Raw genomic sequence first — 17957 nt, forward strand, 5'->3', positions numbered from 1 at the left:
TCAGCCTCCGAATGCCAGTTTCAGCAGGGCGAAGAGCGAAGCGACGCCGACTGCTATTGTGAAGAATGTGTTGAGGGCGATCAGCGCCAGCTTCATGCCTTCGCCATGCACATAGTCCTCGATGATCACCTGCATGCCGATCCGCATATGATAGAGCGGCGAGATGAGCACCAGGGCCATCACCAGCGCCACGAACGGGTTGACGAGCGCTGCCCGCACCTGTGCATAGCCGGCGCCGTTGAGCGCGATCAGGAATCCGGTGAAAAACAGGATCAGCGGGATGTTGGCGATCGCCGTCAATCGCTGGCGCCAGAAATGCCCGGTGCCTTCGCGGGCAGAGCCCAAGCCGCGCACCCTGGCCAGCGGGGTGCGCATGTCGGTGTTCTTCGCACTCATCACAAAGCTCCCCGCGCCATGGTGCCGGCGACCCAGATCAGCAGCGTGAGCAGAACCGAGCCGGCAAGCGTCGCCCAGGCGATATTCGAGGCCGTGTGTTTTTCAAGCCCGGCGCCGGTGTCCCAGATCAGATGGCGGACACCGCCCAGCATGTGATGCATCAGCGCCCAGCTATAGCCGAACAGGATCAGCCGCCCGAGCCAGGTGCCGAAGGCCCAGTTCACCCAATCGAAAGCCGGCTGCGAGGATGCCGCCGCCATCAGCCAGACGGCAACCAGCAGCGTGCCGAAGTAAAGCGCGCCCCCGGTGATGCGATGGATGATCGACATCGTCATGGTGATCGGCGGCCGGTACACGCTCAGGTGCGGCGAAAGCGGCCTTTCGCGTCTGGCTTGGGTGGCTGGTGATTTGCTCATGGCTGCCCCAGTTCGGCGTCTGCCGCCTCAGGTGGAAATGCGGCATTGCCGCTTCCGGTTGCGACTTCGGACAGCCGGTTTCTAATGCTCTTTTTGCACCGCGTCAAAGCCAGAAAACCGTTTTGAAAACGTAATTTAGTCTGACTAAAAGGCCGAATGCGGCTTCAATCGATTAGCGGATGTCAGCCGAAGCCGGCTCGATATCGCTGCAGTGCAGCATGTCTGGCCCGGGGCGCGGCCGTGTCGAGATTTGGCTCACCGGGTGCAGGTCTGCGGCGTCGATCCCTTCTTCATCACCAGCGCCTCGCGTCCGTCGATCACGATTGCGTCATGCGTGACCGCCTGGTAGCGGCTGCTCTGGTTTGCCGGTGACGCCGCGAACTCCTCGGTGGCGCCTTCCTGGCCGACCACGCGCAGCGACGTGCCGAGATTCTGAATGGTGATCATGCCGCCATTGCCGCATCTGTAGGTAACCGTGCCCGTGGTGAAGCGCGGGGCGGTGAGGTCGGTGGTGATCTTGGTCGCCGGTCGGGCGGACCGTTGCTGGACGGGAGCAGCGGGCGCCACCACGGGTGTCGCTGTGTTGGCGGCCTTGGGCGCGCCGTCCTCCGGCACACAGGCGCCAGCCGCGAGAAGCAGCGGAATAGAGAACGACAGCCGAAGCGTTCGGTCAAACATCATGTGCTGCCCCCTCATGGCCGGGCACGCTAGCCACGCGGCGCGCCAAGATCAAGTTACCCCAGGATGCGAGTGGCCATGTCGTCCCGTTGGGACATCGGCGGCGACCGCGAAATTAACCATGTTCATTAAGAAACGGCCGTTGGACCGCTCCTCCCCTTAACAAAGGTTAAGAAAGGGTTAATTTCCGATTCGGACCAGATCGGGGCGCGATCTCTCTCGCGCCGACAAAGGGAGAGCGACATGCGTTCTAAATCAGTGCTCACCAAATCAGTGCGGACAAGCCTCGCGGCCCTCACGCTGGCAGCGCTTGCCGTCACGGTGGCCGCGCCGGCCGAGGCCGGTTTGCGCCATCATGACCGCGTCTACGCCGATTCGCTCGGCAATCTCGTCATCGACAGCGCAGCCGGCTACAAGCGCATCATCGTCGGCGAAGGCAAGCTGGCCAGGCAATTGTCCGACTACACCAGCGCCGGCCAGCCCAAGGTGATCTACCAAAACGAATCCGACGACATATCGGGCGAAGGCGACTGCTACCGCCCGCCGGTGTTCGTCAAGGGCCGCTCCTATATGTACGGCCTGTCCGACGGCGAAATGCCGGAGCTCAGCCCCTGCCGTTGATGCGGGCCTGACCGATTTTGAACACGGCCAGCCCATCGGCTGGCCCGGTGGAGACACGCACGCAGTCGCGCCCGGCATTCTTTGCCAGGTAGAGCGCTTCATCCGCGCGCCGCATCAGGTCGGAAAAACCCTCGCTCACGTGGAGCTCGGCAATGCCGAAGCTCGACGTGCAGCGGTTGTCGGCCGGCAACCCGCTGATGGGCAACGCGCCGAACGCGTGGCGGGTGCCTTCCGCGAACAGCCGGGCGGCCGCAAGGTTAGCGCCTGTCAGGATGATGGCGAACTCCTCGCCGCCGATGCGGCCAACCACGTGATGACCCTCGGCCGCTTCTCGCAGCAGGCCGGCAAAGGCCTCGATCACCCGGTCGCCGGAGGCATGGCCGAAGCTGTCGTTGACGGACTTGAAATGATCGAGATCGGCAATGACCATCGCCACCGGCACGCCCAGGCGCGTGGCGTCGTGCACGGCCAGCTCCGCATGACGCGTGAAGCCGCCACGATTGAGCAGGCCCGACAGCGTGTCCACCTCCGACTTCGACGTCACTTCGGCAAGCACATCGCGAACGAGAATGCCCAGCGTCAGCAGCGCCAGCGCCAAGGCAAAGACAGTGCCCAGCGACTGCGACACCAGCGCGTAACTGCTTTGCAGATAGGCCTGCGGATTGGCGCCCCAGCCGCCGAGCGCATGCGCGATGAACGGCTTTGAGGCAAACTGCAGGCCGCTGGCCGCCAGCACCGCCATCAAGATCAGATCGAGCCGACCGCGGCTTTGCCTAGACGTCCAGACGATGCCAAGGCCAACGAATTGCATGACGGCGTAGGGAAGCTGGTAGGCCATGATGCGGGTGAGCGACTGGCGCGGCAGATCCTGCACGAAATAGACGGCGATGGTGGTTGCGGCCAGGAAAAACAGCATCGGCGTCCATGGCGGCGCCACGCAATATTTGCGGGCAAGTCCCCCGTTGAAGGCAATGGTGGCGCCGAGGAAAACGGCAAAGGCCGCAACAACAGGAAGCCGCGCATCGTTGAAGGCCGGAATGCTGAATTCGATCGCTGAATAGACCACGCCCAGGACATAAGCTGACGCCAGCCAGCGCGCCGGCGCGCGGCCGGCATCGTGGAACGAGACAGCCATGAAGGATGCCGCCAGCAGGCCGGCAACCGCCAGATTGATCAACAGGATGAAGTTGGCGCCGCTCATCTATCCTCAAACCCCCGCCGACAGCTAAACATCGACGGGCGAAAAAGACGTTAACGCGAAACGCGGACGCGGCGGTCAGCTGGCCCTGAGCGGCTCCGGCACGAACACCGTCTCCGGTCGCTCGTAGGAGAGGCGCACGCTGTCGCGACCGTTTTTCTTGGCCTTGTAAAGCGCCTCGTCGGCCCGTCGCATCAACGGTTCCAGCGTCTCGTCGCCGCTGCGGGCCGCCACGCCGAAGCTGGCGGTGACCTTGGTGCCGGCGGGAAGGCCGTCGACGCCGCCGGCCGAATAGAGCGTGCGCACCGCCTCGGCGAACAGCCGCGCCGCGGCGAGATCGGTCAGCGGCAAAAGCACGGCGAATTCCTCGCCGCCGATGCGCCCCGCGGCACCTCGTGCTCCCGTGGCCGAGCGCAGCTTCCCGGCGAAATCCGCGATCACGCGGTCGCCGGCGGCATGCCCGTGCATATCGTTGAGCGCTTTGAAATGGTCGAGGTCGGCCAGCACCAGCGCCACCGGGAATTTGGCCATGGCGCAATGCTGCAGCAGCATGGCGGCGCGCTCCTCGAAACCCCGGCGGTTGAGCAGCCCCGAAAGCGGATCGGTGTGGGTTTCCGTCTTCAGCGCTTTCATTACGTCGAGCGCGGCGGCGGTGAAGAGGCAAAGCGCGATCAGCAGCGACAGCAAGGCGTGCGACAGCAGCGCCGTCGTCCAGTAGGACGAGCCGTAGAAGCCGTCATAGCCGGCGAAGGGTCCGTGCGCGATGACGACCGCCAGGGTGCGCACGAAGAAATTGACGCTGGACAGCAGCGACAGCACGAACAGGATCTTTTCCGTCGGACCATTGTTGCGCACCGGGCGCAGTTCGGCGGCGACGAGCAGGCTGACGCCGCCGAAACCGAAATTCATCGCCAGGATGCGCCAGGTGAGATCCGGGGTGACGAACAGGAACCACGCGAATGCCGCAAGGCCGCCGCCCGCCAGCACGGCGATCCCGACGCCGGGCACCTTCCGGCCGTAGCGGGCGATAATGGCGCCGGACAGGCAGCAGGCGGCGATGGTGAAGCAGATGTTCGACACCAGCTTGGTCAGCGTCACGCCGATGGGCAAGGTGAAATATTGGAACAGGAAGCCGGGCGCCGAGACGCAGTAGCTGAGCGCCAGCACCGCCAGATAGGGGCGATGGCGCTGATGGAACCACAGCACGAGGAAGGCCGCGCCGAGCGCCAGTGCGATCGTCGGGTTGAGCAACGCTATGAACAGGCCGGTGTCCAAAGGACCGTGACTTCCCCTCTGCTGACGTCACGGAAGACCTTAGAGGGCAAGCCCAAACAAGCCGTTAAGCCTGGGCTGTCGGCGCCGTATGTTTGGGGGAACCCGGTGCTGTCGGAAGCGTTCCTGAATTCACAATCCAGGAGCAGGCCATGGCCGACACGATCACATTGACCGACCACGATGCAATCCGTTCATGGGCTGCCGGGCGTGCCGGCTTTCCCGCGATCGTCGACATATCGCCAGAGGCTGGGACGCAGCCCATGCTTAGGCTGGTCTTCGGCCAGCACGCCTATCAGGACCAGGACCAGCCGGAACGGCCCGTCAACGCCGGCGGCTATGAGCTTGTCGAATGGGACGAGTGGTTCAAGCTCTTCGACGAAGAGCAGCTGGCGCTCGTGGTCGCGGCGGACGAACCTGGGCGCCGCGAGGAATTCCATGAACTCATCCGGCGCGACAGGAAGGCTTGACCCAAGCCCCGCAAAGGCTCGGGTCAAGTCCAGCCTGGCTTATTTCCAGTCGCGAATGTCGACGAAGTGGCCGGCAATCGCCGCCGCCGCCGCCATGGCCGGCGACACAAGGTGGGTGCGGCCCTTGAAGCCCTGGCGGCCTTCGAAATTGCGGTTCGAGGTCGAGGCGCAGCGCTCATGCGGCTTCAGCCGGTCGTCGTTCATGGCCAGGCACATCGAACAGCCCGGCTCGCGCCAGTCGAACCCGGCGGCGCGGAAGATCTTGTCCAGCCCCTCGGCTTCGGCCTGCTCCTTGACCAGGCCGGAGCCCGGCACGATCATGGCATCGACATGCGGGCTGACTGTCTTGCCCTCGACCACCTTGGCGACGGCGCGCAGATCCTCGATGCGGCCGTTGGTGCAGGAGCCGATGAAGACGCGGTCGAGGGTGATGTCGGTGATCTTCGTCCCCGGCGTCAGGCCCATATAGTCGAGCGCGCGCAGCTTGGAGGTGCGCTTGTTCTCGTCGGTGATGTCTTCCGGGTTCGGCACGATGCCCTGCACGGAGACGACATCCTCGGGCGAGGAGCCCCAGGAGACGATCGGCGGCAGCTTGGCCGCGTCGAGCACGATCACCTTGTCGAAATGCGCGCCTTCGTCGGTCTGCAGCGTCTTCCAGTATTCGAGCGCCGCGTCCCAGGCAGCGCCCTTCGGCGCGCGCGGCTTGTCCTTGACATAGGCGAAGGTGGTCTCGTCGGCCGCGATCAGGCCGGCGCGCGCGCCGCCCTCGATCGACATGTTGCAGATCGTCATGCGGCCTTCCATCGACAGCGCACGGATCGCCTCGCCGGCATATTCGATGACATAGCCGGTGCCGCCGGCGGTGCCGATCTCGCCGATGATTGCAAGGATGATGTCCTTGGCGGTGACCCCTTCCGGCAGCTGGCCGTCGACGCGCACCAGCATGTTCTTGGCCTTGCGCTGGATCAGCGTTTGCGTCGCCAGCACATGCTCGACCTCGGACGTGCCGATGCCATGCGCCAGCGCGCCGAAGGCACCGTGCGTCGAAGTGTGGCTGTCGCCGCAGACGATGGTCATGCCGGGCAGCGTAAAGCCCTGCTCGGGGCCGATGATGTGGACGATGCCCTGGCGGATATCGTTCTCGGAATAATATTCGACGCCGAAATCCCTGGCGTTCCTGGCCAGCGCTTCGACCTGGATGCGGCTTTCCTCGTTCTTGATGCCGAACTTGCGCTCGGGCGAGGTCGAGACGTTGTGGTCGACCACGGCCAGCGTCTTTTCCGGGTGACGGACTTTCCGGCCGCTCATGCGCAGGCCTTCGAAGGCCTGCGGACTGGTCACCTCATGGACGAGGTGGCGGTCAATGTAGAGCAGGCAGGTGCCGTCGTCCTGGCGGTCGACGACATGGTCGTCGAAAATCTTGTCGTAGAGGGTGCGCGGTGCGCTCATGTGCGTAAATCCGTCGATATGAGAATGGGAAGGAGCTGATGCCGCAAGCCCGCGGCCGGCCGGCAGGGATCAGCGAAGTCGGCTGGTCAGGGCGCCGGACACGCGCGCGGAAAAGCGCGACGGCAGGCGTTTTCTGTCCTGCAGCACGAACCCCTTGTAGGCCGGATCGCTGAAAAGCTTTTCCATGGCGGGCTAGATAGCAATGTTTTGGCTTTTCGGCAATTGCGGCGTGTCGCCGGCACCTCTTCCCTCGGCTTACATCACCTCGAACACAAAAGTCTTCACCAGCGCGTCGGGCTCGGCGATGGCGTAACAGCGAAACCACGGGCTTGCCTCAACCGCCCGCCATTTCGCTGCCTGTTCCAACTCATCGAACACAGCCTGAAAACCGCCGCTCTCAAACACCTGGTCGCGCACCGTGAAGATGGCGTGGCCGCCCTTTTTCGTGATGCGCACCAGTTCGTGCAGGCCGGCGGCCGGCGCGTGGCTGATGGTGAACACACCGGTGGAGAAGAAAGCGCGGAAATGCCCGTCCGGCCATGGCAGCGGGCCGCCCAGCATTGCCTGCTTCAGCTCGCTGTAGGCACTGCGGCTGCCGGCGATCTTGAGCATGTCGTCCGACAGGTCGAGTCCGGCAATGTCGCTGTAGCCGAGCGCCTTCAGCGACGGTCCCGACAGGCCCGTGCCGCAGCCGGCGTCGAGCAGCGGCCCTTCTCCCGCAGGCACGTGGCGGGTAACCCAGGCGGTGATCAGGAACGGCAGGAGATACCCGAGCGAGGCGGTTTCGCCATCATAGGTCGCGGCCCATGCGGCATAGGCCCGCGCCAGCGTTTCGGGCGTATCGGCCGTGTAGACCGAATCCAGCGCCGCATTGGCCTTGTCGATGTTCACTGGCAGCTCCTCCTCCGGCAAGCACCGAGCGTAACGCTGTCCCGGCCCAAAAACTATTCCTCGTGCTGGCGGCGCAGCCGCCGCTCCAGCGCCCTGAGCGCCAGCGACAGGCCGACGGTGAGGATGAGATAGATATAGGCTGTTATCGAATAGGTCTCGAAGAAGCGGAACGAGCCGGCGGCATACACTTTGCCCATCTGCGTGATGTCGGCGACGCCGAGCACCGAGACCAGCGAGGAATCCTTGACCAGGGCGACGAAATCATTGCCGAGCGGCGGCAGGATGGTGCGGATCGCCTGCGGAAACACGACCAGCCGGAAGCGCTGCGCACGGCTCAGCCCCAAGGCCTTCGCTGCCTCGATCTGACCTTTCTCGACCGACTGGATGCCGGCGCGAAAAACCTCGGAGATGAAGGCCGAATAGCCGATGGTGAGCGCCATGATGGCACGCCACAGCAACGACACGTCACGCACCAGCAATTCGCCGAGGACGCCGGCATTCTGCAATGGCGCGGTCAGCCCGTTCCAGGCCGCGACGAAGGCCGGCGCGCCGGCAAAGGCTATCCAGAACAGCAGCACCAGGATCGGCACGCCGCGAATGATCTCGACATAGAAGCGCGCGATCTGCCGCAGCCAGGCCGAACCCGACAGCCCCATCAAAGCGATGCCGAGGCCGATCACCGACGCCAGGACAAAGGCGATCACGGTGACGAAGACGGTGATGCCGATGCCCTTGGCGACAGTGGCGAAGACCTGCGCATAGAGATCGCTGGCGGCGATGGCGAGGGCGGCCGCCAGCGCAAGGACACCGGCAACGGCGAGCCACCAGGGGAAGTCGGGTTTGGAAATGGTGGGGGCTGCCATTAGCAGAGGTCGGCGACGCAAGAACTGCGAGAGGGACGCGCCCAACGCAAATCCCTGCCCATCAGACCACGCCCTCAACAAGATTGGCTCACTGGCCCATCTTGTAATCAAGGAACCACTTCTTGTTCAGCGCATCGAAGGTGCCATCTGCCTTCAGCGCTGCGATCGCCGCGTTGACCGGCTTCACGAGGTCGGAGCCCTTGGGGAAGATGAAGCCGAAATCCTCGGTGCCGAGCGGGCCGCCGATCAGCTTCAGCTTGCCCTCCGAAGCATCGACATAACCCTTGCCGGCGGTGCCGTCGGTCAGCACGACATCGACGTCGCCGGACTTCAGTGCCTGCACGGTGGCGCCAAACGTCTCGAACAGTTTGATGCGCGGGTTTTGCTCATTGCCGTCGAGCACACTGTAGACGGCGGTGTAGAAGGGCGTGGTGCCGGCCTGTGCGCCAATTAGTCCATCCTTGAAGGCGCCGAAGGTCTTGGCGTCGGTGAAGCGGCTTTCATCGCCGCGCACCAGCATGAACTGTTCCGAGCGCATATAGGGATCGGAGAAGTCGACCTTCTGCTTGCGGTCGTCCTTGATGGTGATGCCGGTCATGCCGATGTTGTACTGGTTGTCGGAGACCGCCTGGATCATCGCATCCCAAGAGGTGTTCTGGTACTCGACCTTGAAATTGAGCCGCTTGGCGATCTCGTTCATCGCGTCATATTCCCAGCCGATCTGTTTGCCGGTCTTGGCATCGATGAACTGCAGCGGCGGATAGGCGTTTTCGGTCACCACAACGACCTTCTTGCCGCCGAGATCGGGCAGCGCCTGCGCGAAGGCGGCAACGGGCGCCAGGACCAGGGCCAACAGGCCGGCCAGCAGCAATTTCGATTTGGTCATGACACACTCCCCGAAATGATTGGCCGCGCGATGCTGCGCGGCAGAGAAATCCGGCGCCGACTTTAGCTTTCCGCAAGCGCCTTGCAAGACGGGTCCACCGCGACCTTGCGCGTTGACGTGGATTCCAGTGCTTCCGGGAGGCGGTTTTTGAGGACAGCCTTGCCGCGATCAATCTTGCTCGGTCGCGGCTTCGCGCAATCCCGCGACAAGGCGGGTGAGCGTGCCGTGAAGGGTTTTGAGCTCAGCCCGCTCCAGCGGCATGCCGCAATCGAGCGCCGCCTGCACATCCTTCATGTTCGCGCGCAGCGCCTGGCCCTTGGCCGTCGGCTCGACCAGCACCCGGCGCTCGTCGTCGGCATCGCGCCGGCGGGTGACGAGGCCGCCCGCTTCCATTCGCTTGAGCAGCGGCGTCAGCGTCGCTGAATCCAGGCCGAGCGCTTCGCCAAGGTCGCCCACCGTGCTCGGCGCGCGTTCCCACAGCGCCAGCATCACCAGATATTGCGGATAGGTCAGGCCGAGCGGATCGAGCAACGGCCGGTAGAGCTTGGTCATCAATCCGCTCGCCGAATAGAGCGCGAAACAGAGCTGTTGATCGAGCCGTGGCACCGGGTGCGCCCCGGCGGCCTCCGCCGGGGCTTCTCTGGCTTTCGTTTCGACCTTTGTCGTCATGCCGCCTTTACCGAAAGCGCCACCTCGACATTGCCCCTGATGGCATTCGAATAGGGGCAAATCTGATGCGCAGCCGATACAAGCGCTTCAGCCGCCGCCTGATCAAGGCCTTTCGTCTCCGCTGCCAACGCGACGCCGAGCTTGAAGCCTTCGCCATTGGGGAGCAGGCTGACGGTGGCCGCTACCGCTGCATCCTCGAGCGGCAGCTTCTGCTTGCGCGCCACGAAGCGGATCGCGCTTTCGAAGCAGGCGGCATAGCCGATGGCGAAAAGCTGTTCGGGATTGGTCGCGCCGCCCGGTCCGCCGAGCTCCTTGGGCATTGCCAGATCGACCTTGAGCAGGCCGTCGCTGGTTTCGCCATGGCCTGCGCGACCGCCCGTCACATGGGCCTGTGTGGTGTAGAGTGCCATCTTCCATTCTCCAATTTAGATTGTGCACGATTATTTAGTACGCAATATGATTAGACGTCAATTGTCGACCCCGATCACCGAGGCTGAACCCGTTCACAGTTCGGTGAAACGAAAAAAGGCGGCCGAAGCCGCCTTTTCAAATTCCTTCGTCGAACTCTTATTCGGCCGGGGTCGCTTCGGCGGCTGCCTTGGCTGCTGCTTCAGCCTCGGCGGCTGCCTTCTTCTCGGCGGCTTCCTTGGCGGCCGTCTCGGCGGCCAGCGCCTGGGCGGCTGCGACCTTCTCGGCCTCGATGCGCGCCTTCTCGGCGTTCAGCGCGTCGCGCTCCTCATCATTGAGCTTGCGGGCGCGCACGCCGGTATTTTCCGAAATACGGGCCGACTTGCCGCGACGATCGCGCAGGTAATAGAGCTTGGCGCGACGCACCTTGCCGCGGCGCACGATCTCGACGCCTTCGACCATCGGCGAGTAGACGGGGAACACGCGCTCGACGCCTTCGCCGTAGGAGATCTTGCGGACGGTGAAATTTTCCTGGAAGCCGGAACCGGCGCGGGCGATGACGACGCCCTCATAAGCCTGGACGCGGGTGCGGGTGCCTTCGGTCACGCGGACCTGGACGCGCACGGTGTCGCCGGGCTGGAATTCGGGAAGCTTGCGCTTGGCTTCGATCTTGGCGGCCTGTTCGGCCTCGAGCTGACGGATGAGATCCATCTAAAAATCCACTTCTTGTTCTTCCGACAGTCAGAGCGCCCTACGCTCGCCTTGCAGTTCCATTGACCGCTCGGCTATGTCCTTTGTCTCCAAGACATTTGTCTCCCAGACATCGGGCAGGGGCGACTACACCGTCATTGTTGACGGGTCCGGCAGAGTTTTTCTTGCCGGTACGGGCGGGCACATACAGCTATTTCGGCGCTTTGTCACGCCTTGCCCGTGCATTTTTTGCCGGCATGGCTCCCGGCATGGCACCATCTTAATCCTGCCGTGCCGGGTTGCGTCTGTCCACCAAGCTTTCTAAGCCAGAATAGCACACTTCTTCACGGCGGCCATCCATGTCTGTCTTCGACGCCATCCTGCTCTTCCTGGCGGGCTTTCTGTCCGGCGCCGCCAACGCGGTCGCCGGCGGCGGCACCTTCGTCACCTTCGGCGCCATGACACTGGTCGGCGTCCCCCCGATCGTGGCCAACGCCACCTCCTCGGTGACGCAGTTCCCCGGCTACATCACCTCGACCCTCGCTTACTGGGCCGACATCAGGCACTTCTGGCGCGGCGCGCTGCTGCTCTGCCTGATCTCGGCCGTCGGCGCGCTAGCCGGCGCCCTGATCCTGCTGGCGCTCGACAATCCGTCCTTTCGCGTCCTGGTGCCGTGGCTGCTTTTGGGCGCGACGGCACTGTTTGCCGCCGGGCCCTGGCTGAAGCCGGCGCCGAAACCCGGACACGAAGCGGCTGTCGGCTCACTCGCCGGTTCGCTGGCGCAATTCGTCACCGCCATCTATGGCGGCTTCTTCGGCGCCGGCATGGGCGTGATGATGCTGGCCACCCTCGGCCTGACCCAGGCCGGCGACTACCACCGGCTGAACGCGCTGAAGAACATGCTGGCCGTGGTCATCGCGGCCGTCGCCATCGTCGTCTTCGTCTCGGGCGGCGTCGTCGCCTGGCCGGAGGCCATCGTCATGATCCCGGGCGGCGCGCTCGGCGGCTATGCCGGCGTCTGGATCGCCAAGCGCGTACCGCAGAACGTGGTGCGCGGCTTCGTCATCGCCGTCGGCCTGTTTCTGGCTTTTTACTATTTCGGCAAAGGCTGATCGCCGAACAGATCGGGTCGCCGCTCTTTCGTCAGCGTCTCCGACTGCGCGCGGCGCCAGGCGGCGATCTTCTTGTGATTGCCGGAGATCAGCACTTCGGGAATTTCCCGGCCCTCGAATTCCTGCGGTCGCGTGTAGTGCGGATGTTCGAGCAGGCCGTTTTCGAAACTCTCTTCTTCCCCGGAGACCGCATTGCCCATCACCCCGGGCAACAGCCGCACAACAGCGTCGAGCAGCACCAGCGCCGCCGGCTCGCCCCCGGACAGGATGAAATCGCCGATCGAGACTTCCTCCAGTCCCCGTGCATCGATCACCCGCTGGTCGACGCCTTCGAAACGGCCGCACAGGATGACCGCGCCCGGCCCGGCGGCGAGCTCCCGCACGCGCGCCTGCGTCAGCGGTCTTCCGCGAGGGCTCATCAGCAGCCTTGGACGCTCATCGCCCGGCGGCGAAGCATGGTCGATTGCCTTCGCCAGGACATCGGCACGCATCACCATGCCGGCACCGCCGCCGGCCGGCGTGTCGTCGACGGTGCGATGCCGGTCGGTGGCGAAGTCGCGTATCTGTATCGCCTCCAGAGACCATGTCCCCGCCTCCAGTGCCCGCCCGGCCAGCGACAGGCCAAGCGCGCCCGGAAACATCTCGGGATAGAGCGTCAGCACCGACGCGGCAAAACTCACCGGTTGCCTCCGGCGTCGCGCGGTCCGCGCGGCCGGCCCTTCGGGTCGAAATCCTCCTCGCGCGGCGCGTCCGCGTCCTCGTCCTCGACCAGTCCAGCCGCCACCGGATCGACGCGGACAAAGCCCTCGGCGATCGACACGGCAGGCACGGCGGCTTGCGTGAACGGGATCAGCACGCCCTTGCGCCCGGCGAGCGTCACATCGAGGATGTCGCCGCCCCCGAAATTGTGCACCGCGACGACCTTGCCGATGGCGGCGCCGGTATCATCCCGGATTTCCAGCCCGATCAGGTCGGCATGGTAGAATTCGTCCTCCTCGCCATCATCGGGCAGCATCGAACGGTCGACGAACAGCTCCGTGCCGGCGAGCGCCTCGGCCGCATTGCGGTCGCTGACACCCTTAAAGCGCACCACGACAACGGTGTTGGCGGGCCTTATGTCGGTTATCTGGAAGGCTCGTCCATCCCTGGCGTAGAGCGGCCCATAATCCGCCAGCGCCATTGGCTCGCCGGTGAAGGTTTTCACCCTGAGTTCGCCCTTGATGCCGTGCGCGGCGCCGATTACGGCCATCTGGACGGGGTTCTGCGGCTTGCTCATGGGCGAAAATCCTTTGTCCCTGCTCTAGCGCCGCCTCGCCGTCATTTCAACAACGGGCTCTTCACCGCTTCCTAACCCGGCTGCCGGAAAATGACGGCGAACCGGAACAGACCCGATGCAGGAATTCCTCATACCGGCAAAGGCCGATCTCCAGGCCGCGCGCGAAAGCTGGCTGAAGATGCTCGCGCGTGAACGTCGCCTGTCACCCGAGACAGTGGAAGCCTATGAGCGCGATTCACGCCAGTTCCTGCATTTCTTCACCGGCCATATCGGCGGACCACCCGGCATTTCCGATATCGCCGATCTGCGCCCGGCCGACCTGCGCGGCTTCCTCGCCGCCCGCCGCAATGCCGGCGCCGGCGCACGCACGCTTGGCCGTGGCCTGGCCGGCATCCGCTCGCTGCTGCGGTTCCTCGAGCGGCGCGGCCTCGCCAATGCGGCAGGTGCCGCGGCCTTGCGCGCGCCGCGACAACCCAAATCCCTGCCCAAACCTTTGACGGCGAGCGATGCCAAACATGTCGTATCGGTGGAAGGCCAACTGGCGGAAGAACCCTGGATCGCCGCCCGCAACGCCGCCGTGCTGACGCTGCTCTACGGCTCGGGCCTGCGCATTTCGGAAGCGCTTGGCCTCAATGCCGCCGATCTGGCGTCGGAAGCCGACACCGTGCTGCGCGTCATCGGCAAGGGCGGCAAGACACGGCTGGTGCCGGTGTTGCCGGTGGCGCTCAGGGCGATCGCCGAATACCGCCGGCTCTGCCCCTATCACCTCGATCCGAAGGGTCTGCTGTTTCGCGGCGCGCGCGGCGGCCCGCTCAACCCGGCCATCATCCAGCGTGACATGGCGAAGCTGCGTTCGGCGCTCAACCTGCCGGACACGGCGACGCCACATGCCTTGCGCCATTCCTTCGCCACCCATCTGCTCGGCCGAGGCGGCGATCTGCGCACCATCCAGGAACTCCTGGGCCACGCCAGCCTGTCGACGACGCAGATCTACACCGGCGTCGACACCGCAAGGCTGCTCGAAATCTACGAATCGGCCCATCCCAGGGCATGAACGTCGGTAAAGCCATGCAGTATCGGTGGCCCATTATAAACATTCGCGATTGGCCGAAGCCTTCCCAACTTCGTCATCCTAGGGCGAAGCAGGAGCGAAGCTCCGTCGCGGAGACCCTGGGATCCATGCCGTGACATCAGCCGTGGAATGCAGCGGAGCTGAATTCTGCACCGTGGGCGGTGCTCTGAAGTCGCGGCATTCATCCTCGGGTCTGCGCCGCGTCGCTATGCTCCTTGCTCCGCCCGTGGATGACGAAGAATGGGCGGTTAGGACAATTTCATAACCCCGATTAACGGTTTTGCCGCTTTTCAGTCCTAGGAATGGGACCATGAAACGCGTCATTGCCATCGCCGACCGTGCGGCTTCCGTCTCGCTGAAACTGCTTGTCGCGCTCAACGTGCTGTTTTTCCTGTCCTTCCTTGCTGTCCTGCTGTTCGCCGCCGGCAGGGCGCACGCGGAAATCCCGACCTGTAGCGGCGCCGACATGCTGTCGGCCTTGCAGAAGAGCAACCCTGCCACCTACGGCAAAATCGAGGCCGAGGCGGCTGCCACGCTGAACGGCAAGGGACTGCTGTGGAAGCTGGAAAAATCAGGCGAACAGCCATCCTACCTGTTCGGCACCATGCACATGACCGATCCGCGCGTCACCACGCTGCCGGCCTATGCGCAGAAGGCCTTCGATGCGGCCGGCACCCTCATCATCGAGACCACCGACGTGCTCGACAAGCAGAAGATGATGGCGGCGATGCTGAAGGAGCCGGACCTGATGATGTTCACCGACTCCACGACGCTTTCGTCACTGCTGTCGCCGGACGAAGCGGCGGCCATGAACGCCGCGCTCGATGCGCGCGGCATCCCGCCGGCGACGGTCGCAAAAATGAAGCCGTGGATGCTGTCGGCCATGATGGCGCTTCCGGCTTGCGAACTCGCCCGCCAGTCCGGCGGCGCGCCGGTGCTCGACGTCAAGCTGGCCGAGAGCGCCAAGGCGGCCGGCAAGCCGGTGGAAGGATTGGAAACGGCCGAGAGCCAGCTGCGCGCCATGGCCTCGCTGCCGCTCGCGTTTCACATGAAAGGTCTGGTCGACACGCTGAAGCTGGGCGACAAGGTCAACGATATCAACGAAACCATGATCGTGCTCTACCAGCGTGGCGACACCGGGATGTTCTGGCCGCTGTTCCGCGCCGCCATGCCCGAGGAGCAGGACGACCCCGCGGGCTACGCCGCCTTCGAGGAAACCATGATCACCAGCCGCAACAAGGTGATGGTCGATCATGCAGGACCGATCCTGGCCAAGGGCAACGCCTTCATGGCGGTCGGCGCGCTGCATCTGCCCGGTCCAGAGGGACTGGTCGAGGATTTCCGCAAAGCCGGCTATACTGTCACCGCCGTCAATTGAGTCGGACGGCAGCGGAGGCACGCAAACGCCGCGTTTCCGGCGTTTTCCTCCGCTAGCGTGAAACCCATTCAACGGTTGCGCGTTGATGGATGTTGATTGACCTTTTTCATTTTCCCGGAGGACACATTTATGGCGAACACACCAAACCCAAACGACCCGTACAATTCGACCACCAATGCCCCTCGGCCGAGCGGCGGTGGCGGCAGCCCCTGGCTGATTGCACTGGTCGTCGTTATCCTGGCGATTGTCGCGTATTATGTTTTCGGAAGAAGTGGTGGCGAGCACCCGGCACCCGCCGAGCCGCCAGCGGCCAGCACACCGGCTCCGGCGCCCGCACCGGCTGAACCGATGAAGCCCGCCGAACCGGCCAAGCCAGCCGAACCAGCTCCTGCACCCGCCCCGGCTCCTGCACCAGCGCCAGCGCCGGCTCCCGCACCAGCGCCCGCCCCGGCACCAGCGCCCGCCCCGGCACCAGCGCCGGCCCAGTAAGGGGCTCGATATCAAAGACCAACGGCCTGCTGAAAGGCGGGCCGTTTTGTTTTGGGTGATGACCGTTGGGGGGCCTTGGCGCCAAGCCGCTCCGCCCGTTCGTCATCCTCGGGCTTGACCCGAGGATCCATGCCGCGACCTCGGCCGAGGAATGCAGCGGAGCAGAATTCCGCATCGCAGGAGCGCTCTGAAGTCACGGCAGGGATCCCTTGGGCTGCGGAGCAGCTCCAGGGATCTACGCCGCGTCGCTTCGCTCCTTGCTCCGCCATAGGACGACGAAGCGTTGGGCACCCTTAGATGTGGATCGGCTTGAAGAAGGTGGCCAGCGCCGCTTCCTTCACCGCTTCCGACATCGTCGGATGGGCGTGGCAGGTGCGGGCCAGATCTTCCGACGAGCCGCCGAACTCCATCAGTACCGCCGCCTCATGGATCATCTCGCCGGCGCCGAAGCCGACGATATGGACGCCGAGCACGCGGTCGCTCTGCTTGTCGGCCAGGATCTTCACGAAACCGTCGGTATGCAGCATGGCGCGCGCGCGGCCGTTGGCCGTGAAGGGGAATTTGCCGACCTTGTAGTCGATGCCGGCCTTCTTCAGCTCTTCCTCGGTCCTGCCGACCGACGCGATCTCCGGACTGGTGTAGACGACGCTCGGAATGACGTCATAGTTCACATGGCCGGCCTGGCCGGCGATGGTCTCGGCCACCGCCACGCCCTCGTCCTCGGCCTTGTGCGCCAGCATCGGCCCGGCGATGACGTCGCCGATGGCGTAGATCCCGGGAACATTGGTCCTGAGATGCCCGTCGGTCTTGACCCGGCCGCGCTCGTCGACCTCGACGCCGGCTTCCTTCAGCCCGAGACTGTCCGAAAAGGCGCGGCGTCCCGTCGAGATCAGCACGGCATCGGCCTCGATGGTTTCGGCAGCACCCCCCTTGACCGGCTCGAAGGTCACGGTCGCGCCCTTCTTGGCCTTGGCGACGCCGGTCACCTTGGCGCCGAGCTTGAATTCGAAGCCCTGCTTGGAGAGCAGCCGCTGGAACTGTTTCGACACCTCGCCGTCCATGCCGCCCAGAATGGTGTCGAGGAACTCGACCACAGTGACCTTAGCGCCAAGCCGTGCCCAGACCGAGCCGAGTTCGAGCCCGATGACACCGCCGCCGACCACCACCAGGTGGCCAGGCACCTTCTCGAGCGACAGCGCGCCGGTCGAGGACACGATGATCTTTTCGTCGAAATCGACCTTGACGCCGGGAATGCCGGCGACGTCGGACCCGGTGGCGATGACGATGTTCTTGGTCTCGATCTCCTCGACCTTGCCGTCCTCGCCGGTCACCGAGACCTTGCCTGCGGCGACCACCTTGCCGGTGCCGCGGAAGGCATCGATCTTGTTCTTCTTGAACAGGAAGGCGACGCCGTTGACGTTGGACGACACCGTCGCGTCCTTGTGCGCCATCATTTTCCTCAGGTTCAGCCTGGGTGCCGGAATTTCGACGCCGAGCGTGTCGAAGGAATGGCCGGCCTCGGCGAACATTTCCGAGGCATAAAGCAGCGCCTTGGACGGGATGCAGCCGATGTTGAGGCAGGTGCCGCCGAAGGTCGCGTTCTTCTCGACCACCGCGACCTTCAGCCCAAGCTGTGCCGCCTTGATGGCGCAGACATAGCCGCCGGGTCCCGAGCCGATGATAACCACGTCATAAGCCATGTTTGTTTCCCTTTTGCTTGGGG

20 protein-coding genes are annotated in these 17957 nt (G+C 64.4%); 5 read left to right on the forward strand and 15 right to left on the reverse strand.

Going from position 1 to position 17957, the window contains the following annotated elements:
- From sdhD to LB557_RS23140, 3 genes are all read right to left on the reverse strand, one after another.
- On the reverse strand, positions 1-396 hold the full coding sequence (gene sdhD / locus LB557_RS23130) for a succinate dehydrogenase, hydrophobic membrane anchor protein (RefSeq protein ID WP_224642606.1): 396 nt from the start codon (positions 394-396) through the stop codon (positions 1-3).
- Entirely contained in the window at positions 396-812 is a 417-nt protein-coding gene (sdhC, locus tag LB557_RS23135) for a succinate dehydrogenase, cytochrome b556 subunit (protein WP_224642604.1), read from the reverse strand. Before sdhC ends, sdhD begins: the two co-directional genes overlap by 1 nt.
- Before the next feature lie 255 nt (positions 813-1067).
- Positions 1068-1493: a hypothetical protein gene (locus LB557_RS23140; RefSeq protein ID WP_224642602.1), complete on the reverse strand. Its 426-nt coding sequence runs from the start codon at positions 1491-1493 to the stop codon at positions 1068-1070.
- 240 nt (positions 1494-1733) lie between these two features.
- Between LB557_RS23140 and LB557_RS23145 the strand changes: the two genes are divergently transcribed.
- Positions 1734-2111, forward strand: a complete 378-nt coding sequence (locus LB557_RS23145; RefSeq protein ID WP_263496818.1) for a hypothetical protein — start codon at positions 1734-1736, stop codon at positions 2109-2111.
- On the opposite strand, the gene LB557_RS23150 is transcribed toward LB557_RS23145, so the two are convergent.
- Positions 2095-3312, reverse strand: a complete 1218-nt coding sequence (locus LB557_RS23150; protein WP_224642600.1) for a sensor domain-containing diguanylate cyclase — start codon at positions 3310-3312, stop codon at positions 2095-2097. The genes LB557_RS23145 and LB557_RS23150 overlap by 17 nt on opposite strands.
- Before the next feature lie 75 nt (positions 3313-3387).
- Positions 3388-4584, reverse strand: a complete 1197-nt coding sequence (locus LB557_RS23155; RefSeq protein WP_224642598.1) for a sensor domain-containing diguanylate cyclase — start codon at positions 4582-4584, stop codon at positions 3388-3390.
- A 149-nt stretch (positions 4585-4733) separates the two neighbouring features.
- Here LB557_RS23155 and LB557_RS23160 point away from each other — a divergent pair, with 149 nt between their 5' ends.
- Complete coding sequence (locus tag LB557_RS23160) at positions 4734-5051, forward strand: hypothetical protein (RefSeq protein WP_015315031.1); 318 nt, start codon at positions 4734-4736, stop codon at positions 5049-5051.
- A 39-nt stretch (positions 5052-5090) separates the two neighbouring features.
- Here the strand turns inward: LB557_RS23160 and leuC are convergent, their stop codons facing one another.
- From leuC to rplS, 7 genes are all read right to left on the reverse strand, one after another.
- The gene (gene leuC / locus LB557_RS23165; RefSeq protein WP_140618342.1) at positions 5091-6500 is read right to left on the reverse strand and encodes a 3-isopropylmalate dehydratase large subunit; all 1410 of its coding nucleotides are present in this window, start codon (positions 6498-6500) and stop codon (positions 5091-5093) included.
- A 255-nt stretch (positions 6501-6755) separates the two neighbouring features.
- Positions 6756-7391, reverse strand: a complete 636-nt coding sequence (locus LB557_RS23170; RefSeq protein WP_224529637.1) for a class I SAM-dependent DNA methyltransferase — start codon at positions 7389-7391, stop codon at positions 6756-6758.
- Positions 7392-7444: 53 nt separating this feature from the next.
- Positions 7445-8254: an amino acid ABC transporter permease gene (locus LB557_RS23175; RefSeq protein WP_140712273.1), complete on the reverse strand. Its 810-nt coding sequence runs from the start codon at positions 8252-8254 to the stop codon at positions 7445-7447.
- Between the two features lie 88 nt (positions 8255-8342).
- The gene (locus tag LB557_RS23180) at positions 8343-9140 is read right to left on the reverse strand and encodes a transporter substrate-binding domain-containing protein (RefSeq protein WP_140874572.1); all 798 of its coding nucleotides are present in this window, start codon (positions 9138-9140) and stop codon (positions 8343-8345) included.
- A gap of 168 nt (positions 9141-9308) precedes the next feature.
- Positions 9309-9809 carry a MarR family winged helix-turn-helix transcriptional regulator gene (locus LB557_RS23185; protein WP_224529641.1) on the reverse strand — a complete coding sequence of 167 codons (501 nt, stop codon included), beginning with the start codon at positions 9807-9809 and terminating at the stop codon, positions 9309-9311.
- Entirely contained in the window at positions 9806-10219 is a 414-nt protein-coding gene (locus tag LB557_RS23190) for an organic hydroperoxide resistance protein (RefSeq protein ID WP_224642596.1), read from the reverse strand. The genes LB557_RS23185 and LB557_RS23190 overlap by 4 nt, the downstream gene beginning before the upstream one ends.
- Before the next feature lie 157 nt (positions 10220-10376).
- On the reverse strand, positions 10377-10928 hold the full coding sequence (rplS, locus tag LB557_RS23195; protein WP_013892267.1) for a 50S ribosomal protein L19: 552 nt from the start codon (positions 10926-10928) through the stop codon (positions 10377-10379).
- Between the two features lie 338 nt (positions 10929-11266).
- On the opposite strand from rplS, the gene LB557_RS23200 reads away from it, so the two are divergent.
- The gene (locus tag LB557_RS23200) at positions 11267-12019 is read left to right on the forward strand and encodes a sulfite exporter TauE/SafE family protein (protein WP_224642594.1); all 753 of its coding nucleotides are present in this window, start codon (positions 11267-11269) and stop codon (positions 12017-12019) included.
- Here LB557_RS23200 and trmD read toward each other — a convergent pair.
- Both trmD and rimM read right to left on the reverse strand, forming a co-directional pair.
- Positions 12001-12699 (reverse strand): tRNA (guanosine(37)-N1)-methyltransferase TrmD, encoded by a 699-nt coding sequence (gene trmD, locus LB557_RS23205; RefSeq protein ID WP_224622411.1) that lies wholly within the window; start codon positions 12697-12699, stop codon positions 12001-12003. The genes LB557_RS23200 and trmD overlap by 19 nt on opposite strands.
- Entirely contained in the window at positions 12696-13295 is a 600-nt protein-coding gene (gene rimM / locus LB557_RS23210) for a ribosome maturation factor RimM (RefSeq protein ID WP_015315021.1), read from the reverse strand. The genes trmD and rimM overlap by 4 nt, the downstream gene beginning before the upstream one ends.
- A 115-nt stretch (positions 13296-13410) precedes the next feature.
- Between rimM and LB557_RS23215 the strand changes: the two genes are divergently transcribed.
- Positions 13411-14349 (forward strand): tyrosine recombinase XerC, encoded by a 939-nt coding sequence (locus LB557_RS23215; protein WP_224642592.1) that lies wholly within the window; start codon positions 13411-13413, stop codon positions 14347-14349.
- 328 nt (positions 14350-14677) lie between these two features.
- A complete protein-coding gene (locus LB557_RS23220) occupies positions 14678-15745 on the forward strand; it encodes a TraB/GumN family protein (RefSeq protein ID WP_140822829.1) in 1068 nt (355 codons plus the stop codon).
- A gap of 782 nt (positions 15746-16527) precedes the next feature.
- Here the strand turns inward: LB557_RS23220 and lpdA are convergent.
- A complete protein-coding gene (gene lpdA / locus LB557_RS23225) occupies positions 16528-17934 on the reverse strand; it encodes a dihydrolipoyl dehydrogenase (RefSeq protein WP_224642660.1) in 1407 nt (468 codons plus the stop codon).
- Positions 17935-17957 lie beyond the last annotated feature (23 nt).

The organism is Mesorhizobium sp. BR115XR7A (assembly GCF_020165315.1).
In the GTDB taxonomy this organism is placed as follows: Bacteria; Pseudomonadota; Alphaproteobacteria; order Rhizobiales; family Rhizobiaceae; genus Mesorhizobium; species Mesorhizobium australicum.